Annotated in this window: 18 protein-coding genes and 1 riboswitch; of the genes, 9 read left to right on the forward strand and 9 right to left on the reverse strand. The window is 70.8% G+C overall.

From position 1 onward, the window contains the following. Positions 1-19: 19 nt before the first annotated feature. The 5 genes from IWX89_RS00065 to IWX89_RS18890 all read right to left on the reverse strand — a co-directional run bounded on the left by IWX89_RS00065 (position 20) and on the right by IWX89_RS18890 (position 5,468). Entirely contained in the window at positions 20-1,711 is a 1,692-nt protein-coding gene (locus IWX89_RS00065) for a long-chain-fatty-acid--CoA ligase (RefSeq protein ID WP_196901568.1), read from the reverse strand. After that, positions 1,708-2,796 (reverse strand): low specificity L-threonine aldolase, encoded by a 1,089-nt coding sequence (locus IWX89_RS00070; protein WP_196901569.1) that lies wholly within the window; start codon positions 2,794-2,796, stop codon positions 1,708-1,710. Before IWX89_RS00070 ends, IWX89_RS00065 begins: the two co-directional genes overlap by 4 nt. Positions 2,797-2,902: 106 nt before the next feature. Next, a complete protein-coding gene (locus tag IWX89_RS00075; protein ID WP_307836378.1) occupies positions 2,903-3,574 on the reverse strand; it encodes an SDR family NAD(P)-dependent oxidoreductase in 672 nt (223 codons plus the stop codon). Between the two features lie 124 nt (positions 3,575-3,698). Next, positions 3,699-5,075: a DUF6421 family protein gene (locus tag IWX89_RS00080; RefSeq protein WP_196901570.1), complete on the reverse strand. Its 1,377-nt coding sequence runs from the start codon at positions 5,073-5,075 to the stop codon at positions 3,699-3,701. A 243-nt stretch (positions 5,076-5,318) separates the two neighbouring features. Next, the gene (locus IWX89_RS18890; protein ID WP_307836284.1) at positions 5,319-5,468 is read right to left on the reverse strand and encodes a hypothetical protein; all 150 of its coding nucleotides are present in this window, start codon (positions 5,466-5,468) and stop codon (positions 5,319-5,321) included. Here IWX89_RS18890 and IWX89_RS00085 point away from each other — a divergent pair. The 3 genes from IWX89_RS00085 to IWX89_RS00095 all read left to right on the forward strand — a co-directional run bounded on the left by IWX89_RS00085 (position 5,458) and on the right by IWX89_RS00095 (position 8,951). After that, the gene (locus tag IWX89_RS00085) at positions 5,458-6,210 is read left to right on the forward strand and encodes a DNA alkylation repair protein (RefSeq protein WP_307836285.1); all 753 of its coding nucleotides are present in this window, start codon (positions 5,458-5,460) and stop codon (positions 6,208-6,210) included. The two genes, IWX89_RS18890 and IWX89_RS00085, sit on opposite strands and share 11 nt — an antisense overlap. Before the next feature lie 3 nt (positions 6,211-6,213). Beyond that, the gene (locus IWX89_RS00090) at positions 6,214-6,582 is read left to right on the forward strand and encodes a DUF1622 domain-containing protein (RefSeq protein WP_196901571.1); all 369 of its coding nucleotides are present in this window, start codon (positions 6,214-6,216) and stop codon (positions 6,580-6,582) included. A gap of 275 nt (positions 6,583-6,857) precedes the next feature. Then, positions 6,858-8,951 carry a glucose PTS transporter subunit IIA gene (locus IWX89_RS00095; protein WP_255548434.1) on the forward strand — a complete coding sequence of 698 codons (2,094 nt, stop codon included), beginning with the start codon at positions 6,858-6,860 and terminating at the stop codon, positions 8,949-8,951. 116 nt (positions 8,952-9,067) lie between these two features. Here the strand turns inward: IWX89_RS00095 and IWX89_RS00100 are convergent, their stop codons facing one another. Further along, positions 9,068-10,273 carry a class I SAM-dependent methyltransferase gene (locus tag IWX89_RS00100; protein WP_196901573.1) on the reverse strand — a complete coding sequence of 402 codons (1,206 nt, stop codon included), beginning with the start codon at positions 10,271-10,273 and terminating at the stop codon, positions 9,068-9,070. Positions 10,274-10,316: 43 nt separating this feature from the next. Next, complete coding sequence (locus IWX89_RS00105; protein ID WP_196901574.1) at positions 10,317-11,309, reverse strand: LLM class F420-dependent oxidoreductase; 993 nt, start codon at positions 11,307-11,309, stop codon at positions 10,317-10,319. A gap of 141 nt (positions 11,310-11,450) precedes the next feature. Here IWX89_RS00105 and IWX89_RS00110 point away from each other — a divergent pair, with 141 nt between their 5' ends. Together IWX89_RS00110 and IWX89_RS00115 are read left to right on the forward strand one after the other, a co-directional pair. Then, entirely contained in the window at positions 11,451-12,407 is a 957-nt protein-coding gene (locus tag IWX89_RS00110) for a hypothetical protein (RefSeq protein WP_307836287.1), read from the forward strand. An 82-nt stretch (positions 12,408-12,489) separates the two neighbouring features. Continuing rightward, positions 12,490-12,999: a DinB family protein gene (locus IWX89_RS00115; protein WP_307836288.1), complete on the forward strand. Its 510-nt coding sequence runs from the start codon at positions 12,490-12,492 to the stop codon at positions 12,997-12,999. Between the two features lie 9 nt (positions 13,000-13,008). On the opposite strand, the gene IWX89_RS00120 is transcribed toward IWX89_RS00115, so the two are convergent. Continuing rightward, positions 13,009-13,764 carry a 2,3-diphosphoglycerate-dependent phosphoglycerate mutase gene (locus tag IWX89_RS00120; protein ID WP_196901576.1) on the reverse strand — a complete coding sequence of 252 codons (756 nt, stop codon included), beginning with the start codon at positions 13,762-13,764 and terminating at the stop codon, positions 13,009-13,011. A gap of 164 nt (positions 13,765-13,928) precedes the next feature. Further along, positions 13,929-14,552, reverse strand: coding sequence for a hypothetical protein (locus tag IWX89_RS00125; protein ID WP_196901577.1), 624 nt, complete (start codon positions 14,550-14,552; stop codon positions 13,929-13,931). 333 nt (positions 14,553-14,885) lie between these two features. Between IWX89_RS00125 and IWX89_RS00130 the strand changes: the two genes are divergently transcribed. From IWX89_RS00130 to IWX89_RS00145, 4 genes are all read left to right on the forward strand, one after another. Continuing rightward, the gene (locus IWX89_RS00130) at positions 14,886-16,331 is read left to right on the forward strand and encodes a xylulokinase (protein WP_196901578.1); all 1,446 of its coding nucleotides are present in this window, start codon (positions 14,886-14,888) and stop codon (positions 16,329-16,331) included. Positions 16,332-16,626: 295 nt separating this feature from the next. Beyond that, on the forward strand, positions 16,627-17,463 hold the full coding sequence (locus IWX89_RS00135) for an SDR family oxidoreductase (protein WP_196901579.1): 837 nt from the start codon (positions 16,627-16,629) through the stop codon (positions 17,461-17,463). A gap of 205 nt (positions 17,464-17,668) precedes the next feature. After that, a riboswitch (cyclic di-GMP riboswitch) is annotated at positions 17,669-17,742 on the forward strand. Positions 17,743-17,758: 16 nt separating this feature from the next. Beyond that, entirely contained in the window at positions 17,759-19,297 is a 1,539-nt protein-coding gene (locus tag IWX89_RS00140; RefSeq protein WP_196901580.1) for a GGDEF domain-containing protein, read from the forward strand. Positions 19,298-19,497: 200 nt separating this feature from the next. Then, positions 19,498-21,072: a GGDEF domain-containing protein gene (locus IWX89_RS00145; protein ID WP_196901581.1), complete on the forward strand. Its 1,575-nt coding sequence runs from the start codon at positions 19,498-19,500 to the stop codon at positions 21,070-21,072.

A 21,072-nucleotide genomic window follows, 5' to 3' on the forward strand; every position in this document is an offset into this window, starting at 1 on the left:
CCGGGAGCGCGGCGCGGGGTCAGGGGGCGGTGAGGGAGGCGCGCACCTCGCGGCGGAGCACCTTGCCGACGAGGGAGCGGGGGAGCTCGTCGACCTGCACGATGTTGCGCGGAACCTTGTAGGCGGAGAGCCGGGTGCGGCAGTACGCGCGCAGCTCCTCGACGTCGAGGGTCGCACCCGCGCTGAGCACGACCGCGGCGACGACGTCTTCGCCGCCGTTCTTGCTCGGCAGCCCGACCGCGGCGGCATCCGCGACATCCGGATGCGAGAGCAGCGCCGCCTCGACCTCCGACGGGGACACGTTGAAACCGCCCGTGATGATCAGTTCCTTGATCCGGTCGACGACGGTGATGAAGCCGTCGGCGGAGACCCGCACGATGTCGCCGGTGCGCAGCCAGCCGCCCTCGAGCAGCACCTTCGCGCTCTCGCTGGGCTGGTCCCAGTAGCCGGAGAAGACCTGTGGGCCGCGGATGAGCAGCTCGCCCTCCTCCTCGATGCCCCGGTCGACAGTCGGGTCGGCCGGGTCGATCACCCGGATCTCCGTGCTCGGGAACGGCACGCCGACCGTGCCCGGCCGCCGGGTCGGCCCCATCGGGTTGCCGACGGCGATCGGCGAGGCCTCGGTCATGCCGTAACCCTCCACCAGCAGCCCGCCGGTGGCGGCCTCCCAGCGTTCGACGATCGACACCGGCAGGCTCATCGCGCCCGAAATGGCGAAGCGGATGCTGCGCAGGCTCACCTTGCGTTCCGCGGCCGCCGTGACGAGCCGGTCGTAGATCGGCGGGACCGCGGGCATGAACGTCGGCGGGGTGCGGCGGGCGGCGTCGAGCAGCAGCCCCTCATCGAACTTGGGGAACAGGACGAGCCGGGCCCCGGTGGCCATCGCGAAGGTCAGGCACAGGGTGAGGCCGTAGGCGTGGAACATCGGAAGGACCGCGTAGAACACCTCTTCGCCCACGTGCAGGCCCGGCACCCACGCCTCGCCCTGGAGGGCGTTCGCACGAAGGTTGAAGTGGCTGAGGATGGCACCCTTGGGGCTGCCGGTCGTGCCGCTGGTGTACTGCAACGCGGCGGTGTCGCCGATCCTCGGCCGGGGGTGGTTGTGGCGAAGCTTGCGCGAACCGAGCAACGAGGACCATTCGATCGTGCCCTTCGGCAGCGAGTCCACGGTGAGGGCGCTCCGAGCGGCGCGGGCCTTGCCGACGGGCAGCCGCAGGGCCACCCGCTTCGCGAATGGCATGGCCTCCGTCAGGTCGACGGCGATCACGGAGCGCAGCCCCATATCGGCCGGGAAGTCGCGCACGGTCCCGTAGACCTTGTCCCAGACCACGGCCACGGTGGCGCCGTGGTCCTCGAACTGGTGCCGCAGCTCACGCTCGGTGTAGAGCGGGTTGTGCTCGACCACGATCGCTCCGAGCCGGAGCACGGCGTAGAACGCCACCACGTGCTGGGGGCAGTTCGGCAGCACGAGGGCCACCCGGTCGCCGGGCTTCACGCCGAGGCGCAGCAGTCCGTTCGCCACCCGGGAGATCTGCTCGCCGAGGTCGGCGTAACTGGTCGTCGCGCCGAAGAAGTCCAGCGCGACGTCGCCGGAGAACCTCCGCACCGACTTCTCGATCATGTCGACGAGGGTCTCTGTCGGCTCGGTGATGGTAGCGGGAACGCCCGGCGCGTACGCACCGAGCCAGGGCTTGTTCGCGAACGCGTTCATCGGGCTGTCAGTTCCTTCTTCAGGGCGTCGACGAACGCGTCGATGTCCTCTTCGGTGGTGTCGAAGCCGCACATCCAGCGCACCTCGTTCCGGGCCGCATCCCAGTCGTAGAAGCGGAACGACTCGCGCAACCGGTCGGCGACCCCGGCGGGCACCACCGCGAACACGGCGTTGGACTGGGTGGCCTGGCTGAAGCTGACGCCCTCGATCGAGCCGTCCGCCACGCCCCGCTCGAGGGCGGCGCGCAGCCGGGCGGCCATCTCGTTGGCGTGGCCGGCGTTGCGCCGCCAGAGGTCGTTCTCGAGCAGCGCGATCAGCTGCGCGGAGATGAAGCGCATCTTCGAGGCCAGCTGCATGTTCAACTTGCGCAGGTAGATCAGGCCGTCGGATGCCTCGGGGTTGAGCACCACGACGCACTCGCCGTACATCATGCCGTTCTTGGTGCCGCCGAAACTGAGCACGTCGACGCCGGCGTCGCGGGTGAACGCCCGGAACGGCAGCCCGAGGGAGGCCGCGGCGTTGGAGAGCCTCGCCCCGTCCATGTGCAGCTTCATGCCGTGCGCGTGAGCGTGGTCGGCAATGGCCCGCACCTCGTCGACGGTGTACATGGTGCCGAGCTCGGTGGTCTGGGTGATCGACACGACGAGCGGCTGGGCGCGGTGCTCGTCGCCCCAGCCCCAGGCCTGCTGGTCGATCAACGCCGGGGTGAGCTTGCCGTCGGGGGTGTCCACGGTGAGCAGCTTGATGCCCGCGACCTTCTCCGGCGCCCCGGCCTCGTCGGAGTTGATGTGGGCGGTCGACGCGCAGACCACCGCGCCCCAGCGCGGAAGCATCGACTGCAGCCCGATCACGTTGGCACCGGTGCCGTTGAACACGGGGAAGGCTTCGACGCCCGGGCCGAAGTGCTCCGCGAAGACCTCCTGCAGCCGGGCGGTGTAGACGTCTTCGCCGTAGGCGATCTGGTGGGCGCCGTTCGCCCGGGTGATCGCCTCGAGGATCTCGGGATGCACGCCCGAGTAGTTGTCCGAGGCGAAACCGCGTGAGCTGAGGTCATGGAGTTGAGTCACTCCTCCATCTTCGCGCATCAAGCTCCTTCGATTCTGTGCTGCGGTGGCGGACGACTGTTCCCCGGGCGGACAACTGTTCCCGGCGTGACGGCAACAATCGTCCGCCCGGGCAACAGTCAGCGACTCACGATGTCGGCGGGACCAGGAGAACGCGGGTGTTGTTGACGGATGCGGCATCCGTGTCCCAGAGGCCGACCACGCGGGCGGCGAGCTCGGCTTCGAGCCCGTCGAGTGCCTTGACGACGAAGACGACCGCTGCGGCATCCGTGCCCGCCTTGGCGAAGCCCTGCCCGACGGCGCGGGTCCAGGTTTCGGCGGCGGCCTTCGCGGCCGCGTAGTTCGCGCCGCCCGGAGCGGGCTTGTCGACCGACACCGAGGAGACGATCGCGAGGCGACCGGCGCGCGAGGCGACCAGGTCGTCGTTGAAGGCTCGGGTCGTGTTGCGGAGGGTGGTCACGACATTGCGGTGCAGGAAGTCCCAGTCGGCGTCGCCCTGCCCGGCGAGCCCGCCGCCGCCTCGCCAGCCGCCGACGAGGTGGATGAGGCCGTCGATCGGGCCGTGCTCGGCGTGCACCACCGCGGCGAGGCTGGTCACGGCAGCGAAGTCGGCCAGGTCGCACTGGTAGGCCACGGCTGCCGGGACAGCAGTCCGGAGCGTGCGCAGCCGTTCGGCGTTGGAACCGACCGCGATCACGCCTGCGCCGGCCCTGGCGAGGGCGGAGACCACGGCGAGGCCGGCGGCGCTGGTCGCCCCGGCGACGAGCACGATGCGACCGGCCACGGCAGGCCCGGGCACGGTGTTGCCGTCGGCGTCCTCCTCGGCGGCGTAGGCCGCGGCGCGGCCGATCCCGGAATCCGGGGTCGCGCCGTCGACCGTGGGGCCGGCGTCAGACGCCGGCCCCACGGTGTTGTCCGACCGTTCAGTCACGCCCGGTGAGTCCGGCCGTCGACTCGATCACGGTCTTCATCTTCTTGTCGAGCGCCTCGAAGAACATCGACAGCGGGAACTCGTCGTCGAGCACGAGGTCGGTGTACCCCTTCGGAGCTCCGGCGAGCACCTCCACCGGCAGGCCGCGAGCCCAGGTCGACGCCGGGTTCGGCGTCAGGGTCTTCGCGATCATCTCGTAGGCGGCCAGCCAGTGCGCCTTTTTCGGCCGGTCGATCGACGCCCAGTACAGGTCGTCGATCTGCGAGCCGAGGGCGATGACGACCTCCGGCACGGCATCCCAGTCGAAGGTGAGCGCCGTGTCGGTCCAGTGCAGCACGTGGTGCTGGTGCATCCACGCGAAGAGCAACTGGCCGCCGAGCCCGTCGTAGTTGCGCACCCGGCTGCCGCTGATCGCGAACCGGAAGATCCGGTCGAAGATCACGGCGAACTGCACCAGTTTCGCGTGCTTGCGCGCCTCCAGGCTGGCCGACTCGTCGCGTTCGATCGTGACCGACTCGCGGAACGCGGTCAGGTCGCAGCGCAGCTCCTCGAGGGAATAGAGGAAGAACGGCATCCGCTGCTTGATCATGAACGGGTCGAACGGCAGGTCGCCGCGCATGTGCGTGCGGTCGTGGATGAGGTCCCACATCACGAAGGTTTCCTCGGTGAGGTGCTGGTCGTCCAGGAGCGCGGCGGCGTCGGCGGGCAGGTCGAGACGCGTGATCTCGGCGGCCGCGCGCACCACCCGGCGGAACCTCGCGGCCTCCCGGTCGGCGAAGATCGCCCCCCAGGTGAACGTGGGGATCTCCCGCATCGCGACGGTCTCGGGGAACAGGACGGCCGAGTTGGTGTCGTAGCCCGGCGTGAAGTCGAGGAACCGGATAGGCACGAACAGCTTGTTCGTGTACTCCTTCTCCAGCTCGTCGATGAACGCCGGCCAGATGACCTCGATCAACACGGCCTCGACCAGCCGGTTGGTGCTGCCGTTCTGGGTGTACATCGGGAACACGACCAGGTGGCGGATGCCGTCGGCCCGGTGCAGCTGCGGCTGGAAGGCCATCAGCGAGTCGTAGAAGTCGGGTTCGCCGAAGCCCTCCGCGACCCAGCGGGCGAAGTCCTTCGTGAGCGCCGTCAAGTAGGCGGCATCGTGCGGGAAGAGCGGGGCGAGCTCGTCGACGGCCGCGGTGATCGTCGCGACGTGGGCGGCGGCATCCGTGTGCGCGATGGCCTCGGGGACCGAGCCGTTCTTGACCTGCAGTGCCTGCAGCGCGGTGGCGGCGGCTTTGAGCCGGAGCCAGGCGGGGGAGGTCGCGACATCCTCGAGAACCTCGGGCTCACCGACCAGTGCGTTGGCAACATAATTCGACATGGGAACCTCCCGTCCTCCTGGAATGCCGCGGTTGCGGCAGTGGCGGCGCCGGCTTCAGCGCCACGGTCCAGCGTATCGGGACGACCCCGGCGTTTTCTTGCGACTTCTCGCAACTAATCGCCGGAAACGTGGCCTGACCTCGCCGATTTCGAGCGTTTCGGTCGAGGTTGTCACTTCCGCCGGTCGGGCTCGACCGGAAAGGTGGATGTCGGCGGGTGCGCGGGAGGGGGAACGGCCGCTGGGCTAGCCTGCGAGGGTGATGGAGGCGACGGATGTGACGGAGGCTGCGGACCCGACGGAGGCGGCGGGCTCGACAGCGGCGACGACCTCGGCGGAGGCGGCGGGCTCGACAGCGGCGACGACCTCGGAGGAGGCGGCGGGCGTGGCGGACACCGCGGCATCCGTGGTCGCCGCGCTGGCCGAGCTCGCGGACCCGGCTCGCGCCGTGGGTGCGTCCCGGTACTTCCAGGGCGGGCCGGGCCAGTACGGCGAGGGGGACGTGTTCCTCGGGGTCAGCGTGCCGGCGACCCGGCAGGTGGTGAAACGCTTCACCGGGCTTCCGTTGCCCGAGATCGACCTGCTCCTGGCCAGCCTGGTGCACGAACACCGGCTCGCCGCACTGCTGATCCTGGTGGCCCGGTTCGAACGGGCCGGCACGACCCGTCACCGCGACGACGACGCGCGCGCCGCCATCGCCGGGTTCTACCTGGACGCCGTGCGCCGGGGCCAGGTCAACAACTGGGACCTGGTCGACTCGTCGGCGCCCGCGGTGCTCGGCGGGTACCTCTTCGACCGGCCGCGCGGCGTGCTGTTCGAGCTGGCCGGCAGTGAGATGCTGTGGCAGCGGCGCACGGCGATGATCGCCACGCTGGGCTTCATCGCTCGGGGTGACGCGTCGACGACGCTCGAACTGGCCGCCCTGCTCCTGGACGACACGGAGAGCCTGATCCACAAGGCGGTCGGCTGGACGCTGCGTGAGGTCGGCAAGCGCATCGACCGCGCCCTGCTGCTCGCCGTCCTCGACGAGAACGCCGGGCGGATGCCACGCACCGCGCTCAGCTACGCGACCGAGCACCTCGACGCCGGGCTGCGCGCCCACTACCAGGCACTGCCCCGGCCCACGGATCGGACCTGAACCATGGCATTCGAAGAAGTCATCCGGACGGTCGTGCAGGTGGTCGAGGCGGCCGGCGCCGGGATCATGGTGCTGGGCGGGGCTTCCGCGTTCGTCGTGGCGGTGCCGCGGGCGCTCGCCGCCGCCACGCGGAAGAGCGCCTACACCGAGCTGCGCCGCAACCTCGGCCGGGCGATCCTGCTCGGGCTGGAGGTGCTGATCGTGGCCGACATCATCCGCACGATCCTGGTCGACCTGACCACGGAGAGCGTGCTCGGACTGGCCGGGATCGTCATCATCCGGATCCTGCTCAGCTTCTCGCTCGAGGTGGAGATGGACGGCGTCTGGCCGTGGGCGCGCTGGCGGGTGCGCCGCGCCGACCCGCCGTCCTGACCTGCCCCGGCGGACGAGCGCGGCCGGGAGGCGTGATGGCATCCGGCCGAAAATCCGGCGGGCACGGGTGCACGATGCTCGCGTGAGAGCGCGACCATGTTGGCTGGTCATCGCCGTAATCGGGCGACCATCGGCGGTGTGAACGGAGATTCGACTTCTCCCCGGGAGGGCAAGCGAGGTACAACTCTGCCCTAAATACCGTTATCGTTGCTAATGATACGTGAAGATTTACAGTACCTTCTCAGCCGGCCACCGCGGTTGGCACGAGTTGTGCCATGGGGATCCCACGTTCCACATCCACATCAAGGGAGAACCAAGTGGCATCGAAACCTGCTGCAGACATTATTGAAAGCATGGGAGGGGCCGGGAATATCGTCGGCCTCACCCACTGTGCGACCCGCCTACGCTTCCAGCTCAAGGACGCGTCGGGCATCGACCAGAAGGCGGTTGAGGCGATACCCGTCGTCCTGGGCGGTGTCGCTCAGACCGGGGACCGTTATCAGGTGGTCATCGGCGGGGCAGTCGAGACCGTTTACAACGACATTATGGCGATTCCCGCATTGAAGAAGATGGGCTCGGGCGACACCATCGCCGACGTCAAGGCCGCAGAGCGCGCGAAGGGCCCCCGCGGCAAGTTCGCCGCTCTCGACACGTTCTTCGAGATCCTCTCCGACTCCTTCCGCCCGATCCTCGGCGCACTGCTCGGCGCATCGCTGTTCATCACCTTCATGGCCCTGATGGCAACCCTCGGCGTCATCCCGGCGTGGAACGCACCGGGCGTCACCCTGGACCCGTCCTGGCAGTTCGTGAACCTGATGTGGCAGGGCGTCTTCGTCTTCCTGCCGCTCATGGTGGCCTACAACGCCTCCAAGCGACTCGGCGCCGACCCCTGGGTCGGTTTCGGCATCATGGCCGTCGTCATGCTCCCCGGCTTCACCGCCCTGGGCCAGGCCGCGGGCGCGGAATCCGTCTTCGGCGGCCACGCATCCGTCGTGCAGATCTTCGGACTGCCGCTGACCGTCTTCGACTACAGCTCGCAGGTGTTCCCGCCGCTGCTGATGGCCGGAGTGCTCGGTGCGCTGACGAAGCTCTTGAAGAAGATCATTCCTTCCAGCGTCCAGCTGATTTTCGTGCCGTTCCTCAGCATGCTGATCATGATCCCGCTGACCGCCTTCCTGATCGGCCCGATCGGCGTGTACGGCGGTGCCGGACTCGGCAACTTCCTTAAGTCGATCAACGACTTCTCGCCGTTCATCTTCGCGGTGGTCATTCCGCTGGCCTACCCGTTCATGGTTCCGCTCGGCCTGCACTGGCCGCTCAACGCGATCATGCTGCTCAACATCCAGTCCCTCGGCTTTGACTTCATCCAGGGCCCGATGGGCGCCTGGAACTTCGCCTGCTTCGGTGCGACTGCCGGTGTGCTCTTCCTCGCCATCCGTGAAAAGGACCGGTTGATGAAGCAGACCGCAACGGGCGCGCTCGCGGCCGGACTCCTCGGTGGAATCTCTGAACCGTCGCTCTACGGCATCCACCTGCGGTTCAAGCGCATCTACCCGCGCATGCTGATCGGTTGCCTCGTCGGTGGCGTCATCATCGGACTCGGCGGCGGCGTGAAGACCAGCGCCTTCGTCTTCACCTCGCTGTTGACGATCCCCGCGTTCGACAACATCCCGCTCTACTCCATCGCCATTGCCGCCGCGTTCTTCACCGCGATGATCCTCGTGATCCTCTCCGGCTACCAGACGGCTGAGCAGAAGGCGGAGGTTGCCGCCCAGGTTGCCGCCGACGAAGCCGCCGAGACCGAAAAGGCCGCAGCGGCCCACCACGTCGCAGCTCCGGTTGCTGCTGCTGCTGCTGTTGCAGGAGCTGGCGCAGGAGCAGGAGCAGGCACGGCGACCGCGGTCGCCACCGTCCTGGCCACCGTCGGTTCGCCCGTCGCCGGCATCGTCATCCCGCTCTCCGAAGTGCCGGACCCGGTGTTCAGCAAGGGCATCGTCGGGCTCGGCGTCGGAATCGATCCGACCGAGGACACCGTCTACGCACCTGGTGCGGGCAAGGTCGTCGTCGCGCAGGCGACCGGCCATGCCTTCGGCCTGCTGCTGGACAACGGCGTCGAACTGCTCATCCACGTGGGCATCGACACCGTGAACCTGGCCGGCAAGGGCTTCACCGTCAAGGTGGCCGCGGGCGACCGGGTTGAAGCCGGCACTCCGCTGGTGACCTTCGACCGCAAGGTGATCGAGGAGGCCGGCTACTCGCTGGTCACCCCGGTGCTCGTCACGAACCCCAAGAAGTTCGGATCGGTCGATCAGGCGGCGTTCGGACAGGTGAGCGTCGGAAGCCCGCTCATCACGGTCGCGGCCAAGTAAGACACCTCACAGAAGGGCGGGCAGAGAATCTTCTCTGCCCGCCCTTCTGTTTGTGCGGATTATGTTTGTGCGGACGCGCGGGCGGCCGCCTCAGCGACTCACCGCGGCCCTCTGCGTCATTCGGCGGATACCGCGCGCAACCGCCAGAGCGAGGTCACTTCTTTCGAGCGGGCGAGGTGCAGCGGGTCCCTCGCGTCCGCCGTCTTACGGTGCACGGGCCGGGTGTCCTGCCGGGCGACGACCTCGAGGCCGGCGTCCTCGACGAGGTCGAGGAGCTCGCTCCGGCTTCGCAGGCCGAGGTGCTCAGCGATGTCGGAGAGCACGAGCCAGCCCTCGCCGCCGGGTTCGAGGTGTTCCGCGAGTCCGGAGAGGAACCCGCGCAGCATCCGGCTGTCGGGATCGTAGACGGCGAAGTCGGTCGCGGTCACGGCGGCGGCCGGGATCCACGGCGGATTGCACACGACGACGATCGCCCGGCCCTCCGGGAACAGGTCTGCATCGACGACGTCGACGGCCCCGGTCAGGCCCAGCCGGGCGATGTTGTCCCGGGCGCAGGCCAGCGCACGCGGCGCCTGGTCGGTGCCCACGACGCGTGCGATGCCGCGCCGGGCGAGGATCGCGGCGAGCACGCCCGTTCCCGTGCCGATGTCGAACGCGGAGCCCGCCCCGTCCGGCAGAGGGGCCGTGGCGACGAGGTCGAGGTATTCGCCGCGCACGGGGGAGAAGACGCCGTAGTGCGGGTGGATGCGCGCCTCGAGCGCCGGGACGTCGACGCCCTCGATGCGCCATTGGTGCGCCCCGATCACGCCGAGGAGCTCGCGCAGGGCGACGACCGACGGCCCGGCGGCCGGCCCGTACGTCTCGGTGCAGGCATCCGCCACCTGCGGCGCCCGGCGGAGGGGAACCGCGTAGTCGGCGCCCAGCGGCACGAGGACCAGCCCGAGCAGGCGGGCCCGGCGAACCGCCTCGGTGCGGGTGCGGCGGAACGCAGTCGCCAGGTCGGGAGACGGGGTGTGCCGGCCGCGGTCGACGCGGCGCGCGAGGGCCTGCAGCAGCTGGCGGCCGCCCAGGTAGTCGCCGCGCCACAGCATCCCGGTGCCGGCCTTCGCCAGGCGGTACGCGGCATCCGCGGTGAGGGTGTCGTCGACGGGGATGATGCGCGTCGGCGGCGCCCAGCCGCTCTCCGAATGCCAGGCCGCCGACCGTGCCTCGCCGTCCTCGACCCAGGTGGCCCGGTCCGGTGACGGATGCCCGGGCGTGCCCGGCTCGGAGTTCGTGCCCGGCTCGGGGTTCGTGCCGGGCTCGGAGTTCGTGCCGATCATGGGGTCCATCTTCGTGCTCGGGGGTGGGGGCGGCGCGGGGCGGCTAGCGGAGTGCCGGCATGACCTCGCGCTCGAACAGCTCGATGCCCGAGCGGTCGTAGGCCGCCTCCGGGAAGTAATGGATGGCGTAGCCGAGGCCCCGCTCCTTCATCCCGCTCAGCCGCTCGACGATCTGCTCCGGCGTGCCGACGCCCTGCGCCTGCCCGCTGCGGTACTCCGCCATGAAGTCCGCCGCACCTGCGACGCCGAGGTGGGGTGTGACCCGCGCCTCGATCACGTCGAGGCGGTCGGCCACCTCGGCCTCGGTCGCCGCGATCACGGTGTTGTAATTGGCCGAGCGCGTGATGGCGCCGAAGTCCGTGCCCAACACCCGGCAGTGTTCCTCGAGCAGGGCGCTCTTGTGGCTGAACCCCTCCGGCGACCCGTCGAAGTTGGTGTAGTTCGCGTACTGCGCCGCAATGCGGAGCGTGACCTTCTCGCCGCCGCCCGCGATCCAGATCGGGATGCCGCCGTCCTGCAGCGGGAGCGGCCGCACGATCGCGCCGTCCACCTGGTAGTGCGCGCCGTCGAGGGTGGCCGTTCCGGTCGTCCAGGCCTGCTTCATGATCTCGACGCCCTCCTCGAGCCGGGCGAGGCGTTCGCCGGCCCGGGGGAACCCGTAGCCGTAGGCGCGCCACTCGTGCTCGTACCAGCCGGCGCCGATGCCCATCTCGACCCGGCCGCCGGAGATGATGTCGATGGTCGCGGCGACCTTGGCCAGGTAGGCCGGGTTGCGGTAGCTCATGCAGGTGCACATCTGGCCGAGCCGCACCCGCTTCGTCGTGGCCGCGAAGGCGCTCATCAGGGTCCAGGCCTCGTGCGTGGCCTCCTCGCTCGGCACCGGGACGGTGTGGAAGTGGTCGTAAACCCAGATCGATTCCCAGTCTCCGGCGTCGGCGTGCGCGGCGAGGCCGCTCATCGCCGCCCACTGCTCGGCGGGGTCGATCCCGACCAGATCGTGACGCCAGCCCTGGGGTACAAACATTCCGAATCGCATAGGTCGAGCCTAGGCGCAGTCGGGCGGGATCCCGGTGACGGCCCGGTGTCCCGTTGTCCCGGGGAGGACGCTCTGGGGCAACGATGTCCATACGCGTGCATGGGTTTCACAGGTGAAAATGAGGATTCTTCCAGTACCGGCGTGCAGACTGACCACTTCGCCCGCCCGGCAATCCGGCCGCGGGTCCACCGACCCGGCGCCCCGGCCTCGTTCGCCTGCTGGCGCCGCCACCTGGAAGTCATGATCTCCCTCCTCCGCACCTTGTCCCGCCCGTCCGCCCGCGTGCCGTCCTCGCCGTCCTCCCGAAAGGCGCTCGCCGCCCGGCGGGGGCGCACCCGCACCACGATCGTGTCGGCCGCGGCCGCCCTGGCCCTCACCGGGCTGATCGTCGGTGCCGCCTCCTCCGCCCAGACCAGCGCGGCCGGCGCCGCGAGGATCGCGGCCACCAGCGAGCTCTCCCGGAGCACCGGCCTGCAGCACGATCAGCTCGCCGTCCACCCCCAGGCGGCGAAGGCGCACGCCGACGGGCGCGCACAGAACACCCTCCGCGACGCCACCGTGGTGATGGCCTCGACCCGCGACAAGGTTGATGTCGGCCCGCTGGCGGCATCCGTCACGTCGCTCGCGAACTACCAGACCCTCGACCTCGACGCGGTCCTCTCCCTGACCGGCCAGACCCGCACCATCGCGGCCACCGTGCAGGCCGCGGCGGCTGAAGCGGACCGGGCTGCTGCCGTGGCGGCCGCAGCGGCAGCGGATGCCGCAGCCACCGCGCTCGCCGCCGCCAACACACCCGACGGGGCCCGCACCACCGCCCGCGACCTGGCCGCCGCGCAGTACGGCTGGGGCGAGTCCCAGTTCTCCTGCCTGACCCAGCTGTGGGCCAAGGAATCGGGCTGGTCGTACACGGCCCTGAACGAGGGCAGCGGCGCCACCGGCATCCCGCAGGCCCTTCCGGGCAGCAAGATGGCCTCGACCGGCCCGGACTGGCAGACCAACGCGAGCACCCAGATCAGGTGGGGCCTCGACTACATCAGCCGCGGCTACGGCACCCCCTGCTCGGCCTGGTCGCACTCGCAGGCGATGGACTGGTACTAGGCCGCCGGGTCGCGCGGCGTCAACCCGAGACGTCGGCGCCGGGGGGTGCCGGTGCGACGGCGGACGTGGGAACATGGGCCGCATGGACCGCATCGACCCGACCCCGGCCGCCGACGAAGCAACGACGCTCGCCCAATTCCTCGACTACCAGCGGGCGACCCTGCTCGGCAAAGCCGAGGGGCTGGATGCCGCGGGGCTGAGCCTGCGTCTGCCGCCGTCCACGCTCACGCTCGGCGGACTGCTCAAGCACCTGGCCCTGGTCGAAGAGCACTGGATCCAGGTGCGCTTCCTCGGCCGTCCGGAGCAGGAGCCCTGGGCCAGCGTAGCCTGGGACGACGACCCCGATTGGGAGTTCCGCACCGCGGCCCAGGACGACCCGGAGGCGCTCCAGGAGCTCTATCGCACGGCCTGTGACCGCAGCCGCGCGGCCGTCGCCGGCGTCGACCTCGAGGCCCTGTCGGCCGGCGCGAACCGCGCCGGCGAACACTGGAGCCTGCGCTGGATCCTCCTGCACCTGATCGAGGAGACCGCGCGCCACAACGGGCACGCCGACCTGCTCCGCGAGGCCGTGGACGGCACGGTCGGCGAGTAACGCGACCGGTCAGGTTCCGCCCTCGAGGGCGAGGGTGATCGCGGCGGCGTGCGCGCCGACGGCATCCAGGTAGCGGCCGCCGGGCCGCCGGAGCGCCGGAGCGGCGCCGAACCGGTAGAGGAGCGGATGCCCGGTCGGCAGGTTGAGGCGGTGGATGGCGTGGTCGTCCAGCCCGTCGAGCACGGCGCAGTAGGCCCGCAGGGAATTGCCGTGCGCCACGACGAGCACGGTCTGGCCCGCGGCGAGCCGCGGTTCCACCCGCTCGGTGTGTACGGCGGCGACCCGGGTCATCACCACGCTCAGCGCCTCGGTGCGGGTGAGGGCCTCGGCGGGGAGCCGCCGGAACAGCGCCGACTCCCGCAGCGCGGCGAAGGCGGCATCGCCGAGCGGCGGCGGCGCCGTGTGCACCGAGCGGCGCCACGCGAGGAACTGCTCCTGGCCGAACTCGGCCCGCACATCCTCCTTCGACCGGCCGGTCAGGGCGCCGTAGTTGCGCTCGTTCAGCCGCCAGTCCGCGGCGAAGACCTCCGGGCGGGCGGACAGGTCCCCGGCCACGATTTCGGCGGTCTGCCTGGCCCGGTGCAGCTCGGAACTGAGAACGGACTGCGGGGTGAGGCCCGCCTCGGCGAGCATGGTGGCGGCGGCGTGCGCCTCGCGGATCCCGCGCACCGACAGCGGGACATCCAGAACACCCGTGAAAAGCCCGGCCGCGTTGGCGGTGCTCTCGCCGTGTCGGAGCAGGACCAGGATGCCGGCGTCTCGCACGGGTCACCAGCCTGTTCTCCGTTGCGGATGCCCGCGGGCCGGCCTCCCGGCCGCCGCGGCCGTCCTGGGCCGTTGTTCGGTCTCAGGCTACCGGTTCCGGGCTCACGGTTCGGGCCCGCCGCGGGTGCCCGCCGGCATCCGGGAGGGCGCCGGCCGGTGAACGGTCAGAACCCGCCGAAATCCCCGCCGCCGAAGTCGCCCCCGCCGAAACCGCCGCCCGAGTCGCCGCCGAAACCGCCGCCCATGTCGCCGCCGGAGGAAGCCGTGTCGGCGCCGGCGCCGGCGCCGTCGCCGCCGGAGCTGTCGCCGCTGGAATCGCCGGAGTCGCCGCCGGCATCTGCGCCCCCGGCGTCGCCGGGCAGGAACGCGCTCATCAGGGCGGACCCGATGACATAGCCGGCGACTGTGCCGAGGATGGTGCTGCCGACCATGCCGCCGAAGCCGAGCCCGCCCTGGCCCTGGCCGCCTAAGCTGCGGGCGAGCGTGCCGGGCTGCCGGAGCTCCTGGCGGGTGGCGGCCTGCGCGAGCGTGGCCGGTTCGGCGTTCGCGGGACGCTCGGCGGCGGCGGCGTTCTCGCTCAGCCGGCGGAAGAGCAGGTCACGCTGTTCCTCGGTGAGTTTGCCGAATGCCTCGGTGTGCACCTGTTCGATCGTTTCGGGAGGGGCCGTGCGCAGCAGATACTCGTAACGTTCGACGGCGATCTCGTCGTCGGTGCGTTTCGGTGTGGCCGGGCGGGCGGCCGGGCGCTCCGGCTCGTCGCGGCCCAGGAGGCGGTCGAGGAATCCCATGGTGTGCTCCTTCTGGCTGTCTGGCTGTCTGGCTGTCTGGCTGTGTGGCTGTGTGGCTGTATGACTGTCTGGCTGTGTGGCTGTGTGGCTGTGTGGCTGTGTGGCTGTCGGGCTGTTCGGCGGGCGCCGCCTCGGGGCCGACGTCGACGTCGAGTTCGGCGACGGCTGCGCCGGTGGTGTCGGTGTCGGTGTCGGCCAGACTGGCAGGCCAGGCTGGGCGCGGGCTGGGCTTCCGCTCCCAGCCGGCCGAGCGCTGGCGTGGCACCCCGCGTAGCACCCGCGTAGCATTCGATCGTCCGTCCACGCGCTTTCGCGCAGACCCAGGAGGCAGCCGTGCGCGCTGGTGAGAAGGCCCTGCTCGGCATCGACCTGGGCACCAGCTCGGTCAAGGTCGCGCTCTTCGATGAGGGAGGGCGGCGGCTGGCGGGTGCCCAGGCCGCCTACCCGCTCGACGCGCCGCATCCCGGTTGGGCCGAAACGAGTCCCGACGCCTGGTGGGCCGCCGTCTGCTCGGCCGTGCGGGAGGTGACGGCTCACTCCGAGCGGACCGTCGGCGCCATCGGGCTGTCCGGCCAGATGCACGGCCTCGTGCTCGTCGACGGGCGCGGCACGCCGGTGCGACCCGCGATCACCTGGGCGGACACCCGGGCGGCAGGACTCCAGCCCGAGTGGGCCCGGCTGGCGCCCACAGTGCTCGAGCGGCTCGGCAACCCGTTCAGCCCCGGCATGGCCGGGGTGCTCCTCGGCTGGCTCGCCCGGCACGAGCCGGACGCGCTGCGGGCGGCATCCGTGGCCCTGCAGCCCAAGGACTACCTCCGACTGCGCCTGACCGGCATCGCGGCGACCGAGCACACCGACGCCTCCGCGACCCTGCTCTACGACCTGACCGGCCGGGCGTGGCTGACCGGCCTCGCCGCCGGCCTGGGCATCGACCCGGCGCTGCTCCCGCCGATCAACGAGGCCGCCGAGATCGCCGGGCCGCTGACAACGGATGCCGCGGCCCACCTCGGGCTACGGGCGGGCATCCCGGTGGCGCACGGCCTCGCCGATACGGCCGCCGCGATGCTCGGCAGCGGGCTGGTGACTCCCGGCGCCGTGCAGCTGACCCTCGGCACGGGCGGCCAGTTCGTCACCCCGCTGGCCGCGCCCGCCCCGGCGGCCGAGCGGGGCATCCACTGCTACGCGGCGGAGACCGGCTGGTACCGGATGGCGGCGATCCTCGGCGGCGGGCTCGCCCTGGACTGGGTGCGCCGCCTGCTCGGCTACGAGTGGCCGGAGTTCTACGACCTCGCCGGCCGGCCGATCGGACCGGGCGCGCCGCTCTTCCTGCCGCACCTGGTCGGGGAGCGCACGCCCTACCTCCGGCCGGACCTGCGCGGCGCCTGGGTGGGGCTCGACCTCGGCCACGACCGGTCCGACCTGGCCCTGGCGGCGCTCGAGGGGGTGGCGCTCGCGCTGCGCACGGCGCACACGGCCCTCGGCGCGCGGTCCGACGGTGACCTCTGGCTCGCCGGCGGCGGCACGACCTCGTCGCCCTGGCGCGGGATGCTGGCCGACCACCTCGGCCGGGGGCTGGCCGCCGTGGAGGTGCCGGGGACATCCGCTCGTGGGGCGGCGCTCGTCGCCGGGCTGGCCGTCGGCCGGGTGGACCGGGCCGGGATCGCCGGGCCGCTGGCCCCGGCGCGGGGGCACGTGGCCGATCCGCGGCCGGGCTCCGCCGCCCAGGTCGAGGAGCGGGCCGCACTCTGGGCGGATGCCGTGCGGCGCAGCCTCGGTTGACCCCCGCCGCGCCCTCCCCGCGCCGCCCTGCCCGCCCCGCCCAGTTCTGATCCACGCCCGCCTGCCCCGCGCCGCCCGCCCTGCCCTGACCCACGCCCGCCGAGATCTACCTTTTCGGTCCAGACCGACTGGTGTGCCGGTCGGCCTCGACCGAAAAGGTAGATCTCGGCGGAGGCGGAGGCGGAGGCGGAGGCGGAGGCGGAGGCGGAGGCGGGAGGCGGGAGGCGGGAGGCGGGAGGCGGGAGGCGGAGGCGGGCGGTGGGGCCCGCAGGGAAAGTCTTGGGATGATGGAGCAATGACTCGAACCGTATCCGGAGCCCGCGTGCTGATCACCGGCGCAGCCATGGGCATGGGCCGCCTCTACGCCGAGCGGGCGGTCGCCGAGGGAGCGAAGGCCGTGATCCTCTGGGACCGCGACCCCGCCGCGCTCGCGGTCACCACCGCCATCCTGAACGAACGCGCGGATGGCGGCAGCCTGGTCGCGCCGTACGTCGTCGACATCGCCGACCTGGGTGCGATCGCCCAGGCGGCCCAGCGGGTGCGGATGGAGGTCGGCAATCCCGACATCGTCATCAACAACGCCGGCATCGTGCGCGGCTCCTACTTCTGGGAACACGACAACGGCGACGACACCCGGCCGACCATGCAGGTCAACGCCCTCGCCCCCATGTACATCACGCGTGAGTTCCTGCCCGCGATGATCGAGGGGACCGGCCGCGAATCGCGCATCGTCAACATCGCGTCGGCCGCGGGGATGCTCTCCACTCCCCGGATGAGCGTTTACGCCGCGTCGAAGGCCGCGCTGATCGGCTGGAGCGATTCCCTCCGCCTCGAACTCACCCAGCAGGGCCACGGCCAGGTGAAGGTCACCACCGTCTGCCCGAGTTACATCTCGACCGGCATGTTCGAGGGTGCCCGCGGCCCCCTGTTCACCCCGCTGATGACGCCGGAGCACGTCGTCGACCGGGTGTGGCGCGCGATGCTCGCCGGCCGTCCGAGGCTCCTGATGCCGTGGACGGTCGGCCTGTCCGGCGCGGTGCGGGGCCTGCTGCCCCTGCCGGCGTGGGACCTGGTCGCCGGCCGGGTCTTCGGCGTGTACCGGTCGATGGATGCCTTCACCGGCCGACGCTGACCTGCCCGCCCCGCCGCATCCGTCGCCCGCCCGCTGAGATGCGGAGAATGCACCTTCGTGGCGCGCGCGAGGGTGCTTTTCCCGCAACTCACCAACAACCCGCCGGCACCGGTGTGCCCCGAACTGGGGTCCTCATTTATGAGGACAAAGGGGTGGTCTTCCCCTACGTTGAAGGTGCACCCCCGGACGAGCTCACAACCGTCGGCCGGAGGAAAGGCACACCCGTCGCGAGGCGGGGTCGCAAAGGCACGGGGCCTCATGGTCAGCCGGCCCACCGGGAACAGGAACCAGATCGATGAACACAGTGACCGACGGCCCGGCCGTCCGCACGGGTGGGTCGGGGATCTTCACGCGGCCCACGGGCATTGCGGATGGCGCCCGCTGGCTCTTCCTCTGGCTGGCCGTCGTCTCCGTGGTCCTGGCCCTCCCCGGGGTGCTGCTCACGGCGCGCGGCGGGCTGCTGGCCCTGGGCCTCGCCGGCGGTGCCGCACTCGTCTTCTCGCTCACCATCGGCTTCGTGCGCCGGCGCATCCTCCTGGGCGTCGACCTGATCGATGCGGTGGCGATGATGGCAATCGCCCTGGCGTCGCCGAAAGCGTCGGCCGTGGTCATGGTCATGTTCGGCGCCCTCTGGTTCCGCTCGCTGTACGGCTCCGGCGCGCAGGCCCTGCTGCGGGTCAGCCTGTTCGCCGCAGCCCTCGGCTCGCTCTACGCGGTGTGGCCGCTGCTGCGGGAGGACAGGATCGTGACCGACTTCGGCGCGTTCCTCGGCGTTCTCCCCACGATGTTCTTCACCGTGCTGATTGCCCGCCAGCTGGGCAAGTCGCTCGCCGCCCGGGAGCAGAGCATGGGGCGCGACCGCGTGCTCGCCGCGACAGGCTCCCAACTGCTCGGCGCCACCAGCGCGGCTGCGATCCTGGCCCTGGGCTGGTCTGCCGCGGCCGAGTTCTGCGCGGCGACCCCCGGGCTCCGGCTCGTCCTGCTCGCACCGGACGGACGCACCCTGCGGGTCGCCGGCACGGCCGGCAACTTCCGGAACGTCCCCGGCCGGCTCCCCGGTGAGGTCCTGTTCACCCAGCCCGGGACATCCGTCGCCCGCATCCTCGACCCGGCGCCGCTGAACGCCGTGGTCGGCGAGCCGCTGATGTGGGAGTGCCTCGAATTCGAGGGGCGGGACGAGCGGAGCTGGTTGCTGGTCGGCGCGCCGGGCAGGATCCCCACCGAGGCGGTCCTCTCGGTGCGGGGCCTGGCCGGCCAGGTCGCGCTCGCCATCCGAAACAGCCACGCGCACGAGAAGCTCTCGACGCAGGCCCGCACCGACTCGCTGACCGGATTGCACAATCGCGCCTCGCTGCTCGCGGGGCTCTCCGCCGGCCTCGCTCGCGGCGAAGATCCGGCCGGGTTGCAGGTGCTCTTCCTCGACCTGGACGACTTCAAGGACGTGAACGACGAGCTCGGGCACCGGGCCGGCGACGTCGTGCTGATCGAGGTTGCCGCCAGGCTGCGCGCCTCGGTGCGCCCGACCGACGTCTGCGCGCGGCTCGGAGGCGACGAATTCGCGGTGCTCCTGCACGGCACCGGCCTGGCCGAGGCCACCGAAATCGCCCAGCGAATCGTCGACGCCGTGGCAGAGCCGTTCCTTGTCGGCGCCGAGTCGATGCGGGTCGGTGCCAGCATCGGCATCGCAACGCCCGCCGCCGGAGTCGGCATCGAGGAGATCGTGCACCAGGCCGACGTGGCGATGTACGCCGCCAAGGCGAAGGGCAAGGGCCGGGTCGAGGCGTTCACCCCCGGCCTCCTGACCATGGACCGGTACCACACCATCCACGCCTGACCCGGCACCGCCGACCCGGCGCCTCGAACTGGGGCCCCTTCTTGTGAGGACAGAGGCCCGGAAATGGTCGTCCGTCGCATAGCGTGTGGACTAAAAGCTGATGGTCTGCCAATTCAGCGCAAGGGCACACCCGCCGGAAGCCGGAGTCGCACGGCACTGACCCATCAGGTCGGCCGGTCAACCAGGAAGGGCAGCGCGCCATGAACCAGGCAACGAGCCAGCCGCAGGCAACGAGCCAGACGCAGGCCGAATCCATGGGCGTTCGGACGCTGTTCACCCGCCCGGAGGGCGTCTCGGCGCGCGCGCGATGGTTGTTCCTGTGGCTCGTCGTGGCGTCGACGGCGCTCATCCTGCCGCCGATCTTTCTCACCGCGAACGGGGGGCTTCGCGTGCTCGCCCTCGTCTCGACCGCCGGCTTGTATGCCCTCTGGGTATTCGGCTACCTGCGCCGGCACTCACAGGTGTGGACCTCGGTGGCGGATGCCGTCGGCATGGTGGGATTCGCCGTGGCCTGCCCGGACTCCCACGCGATCATGCCCATCCTGTTCAGCGCCGTGTGGTTCCGATCCCTGGTCGGGACCGTCTGGCAGACCGTGGCCCGAGGCGTCATCTACGCGTCGGCAATCGGGGCGATCATCGCCCTGTGGCCGGTCTTCCACCCGGGCCCGGACCGGCTCGAGCCCTTGTCCTTCGCAGGTTCCCTGCCGACGTTGTTCGTGACCATGTTCATCGTGTGGATGCTAGGACAGACCCTGATCAAGCGGGACGAGAGTATTGCCCGGGACAGGATCCTGGCCTCGACCGGCTCCCGGTTTCTCGGCACTACCGACAGCGCGGTGATCCGCGCGCTCGCCTGGAGCGTTACGGAACAATTCTGCGCAGTGACGCCTGGCCTGGTGGTGCTCCAGGTTCAGTCGACAGACGACGGCCTGAGTATAACTGGAGCAGCTGGTCACGTCGGAGTTCTGCCCCTGGTGCTGCCGAGCGTGGTGTTGACCACCCCGACGGACGGCACCTCCGCGCGTATCCTCGACCCGAGACCGTTGGACGTCGTTGTGGGCGCGTCACTGCGGTGGGATTGCCTGAGCCTCGGCCTGAGCAGTGGGGGCGGCTGGCTGCTCGTCGGCGCTCCGAGGTCCGTTCCCTCAGAGGCCGTCTTGTCCATCCGCGGCCTGATCGGGCAGGTTTCCCTCGCCATGGGGAACAGCCGGGCGCACCACGAACTCGCGACCCAGGCTCGCACTGATTCCCTCACGGGCCTCGACAATCGGGGCTCTTTCACGCGGCAGGTCTCGAGGGGGATCGGCGAGACCGTCAGCCGTGCTGGAGTGCGAGTGCTCTTCCTCGACCTCGACGATTTCAAGAACGTCAACGACGAGCTGGGACACCGGGCAGGCGACGAACTTCTGGTCGTCGTCGGCTCGCGACTGCGACGGGGCACTCGCGAGACCGACGTCTGCGCCCGACTCGGCGGGGATGAATTCGCGGTTCTCCTGAAGGACGCGAGCGATCAGGATGCCATCGAGCTCGCCGAGCGTCTCGTCGCGATGATCGCCGAACCCTTCGTCTTCGACGGACACCCGATCGCGGTCGGCGCGAGCGTCGGGATCTCGTCGGCGGCGGCGGCCAACGACCTCGAGGACCTGTTGCACCAGGCGGATGTCGCCATGTATGCCGCCAAGGCCGGCGGAAAAGGCCGGGTGGTGGTTTTCGAGCCCGGGTTACTGCAGCTCGGCCGGACGCTGGGCCGGTCTGGCGCGGCACTCGGCGACTAG

It is taken from the genome of Cryobacterium sp. MP_M3, from assembly GCF_015752155.1.
Taxonomy (GTDB): domain Bacteria; phylum Actinomycetota; class Actinomycetes; order Actinomycetales; family Microbacteriaceae; genus Cryobacterium.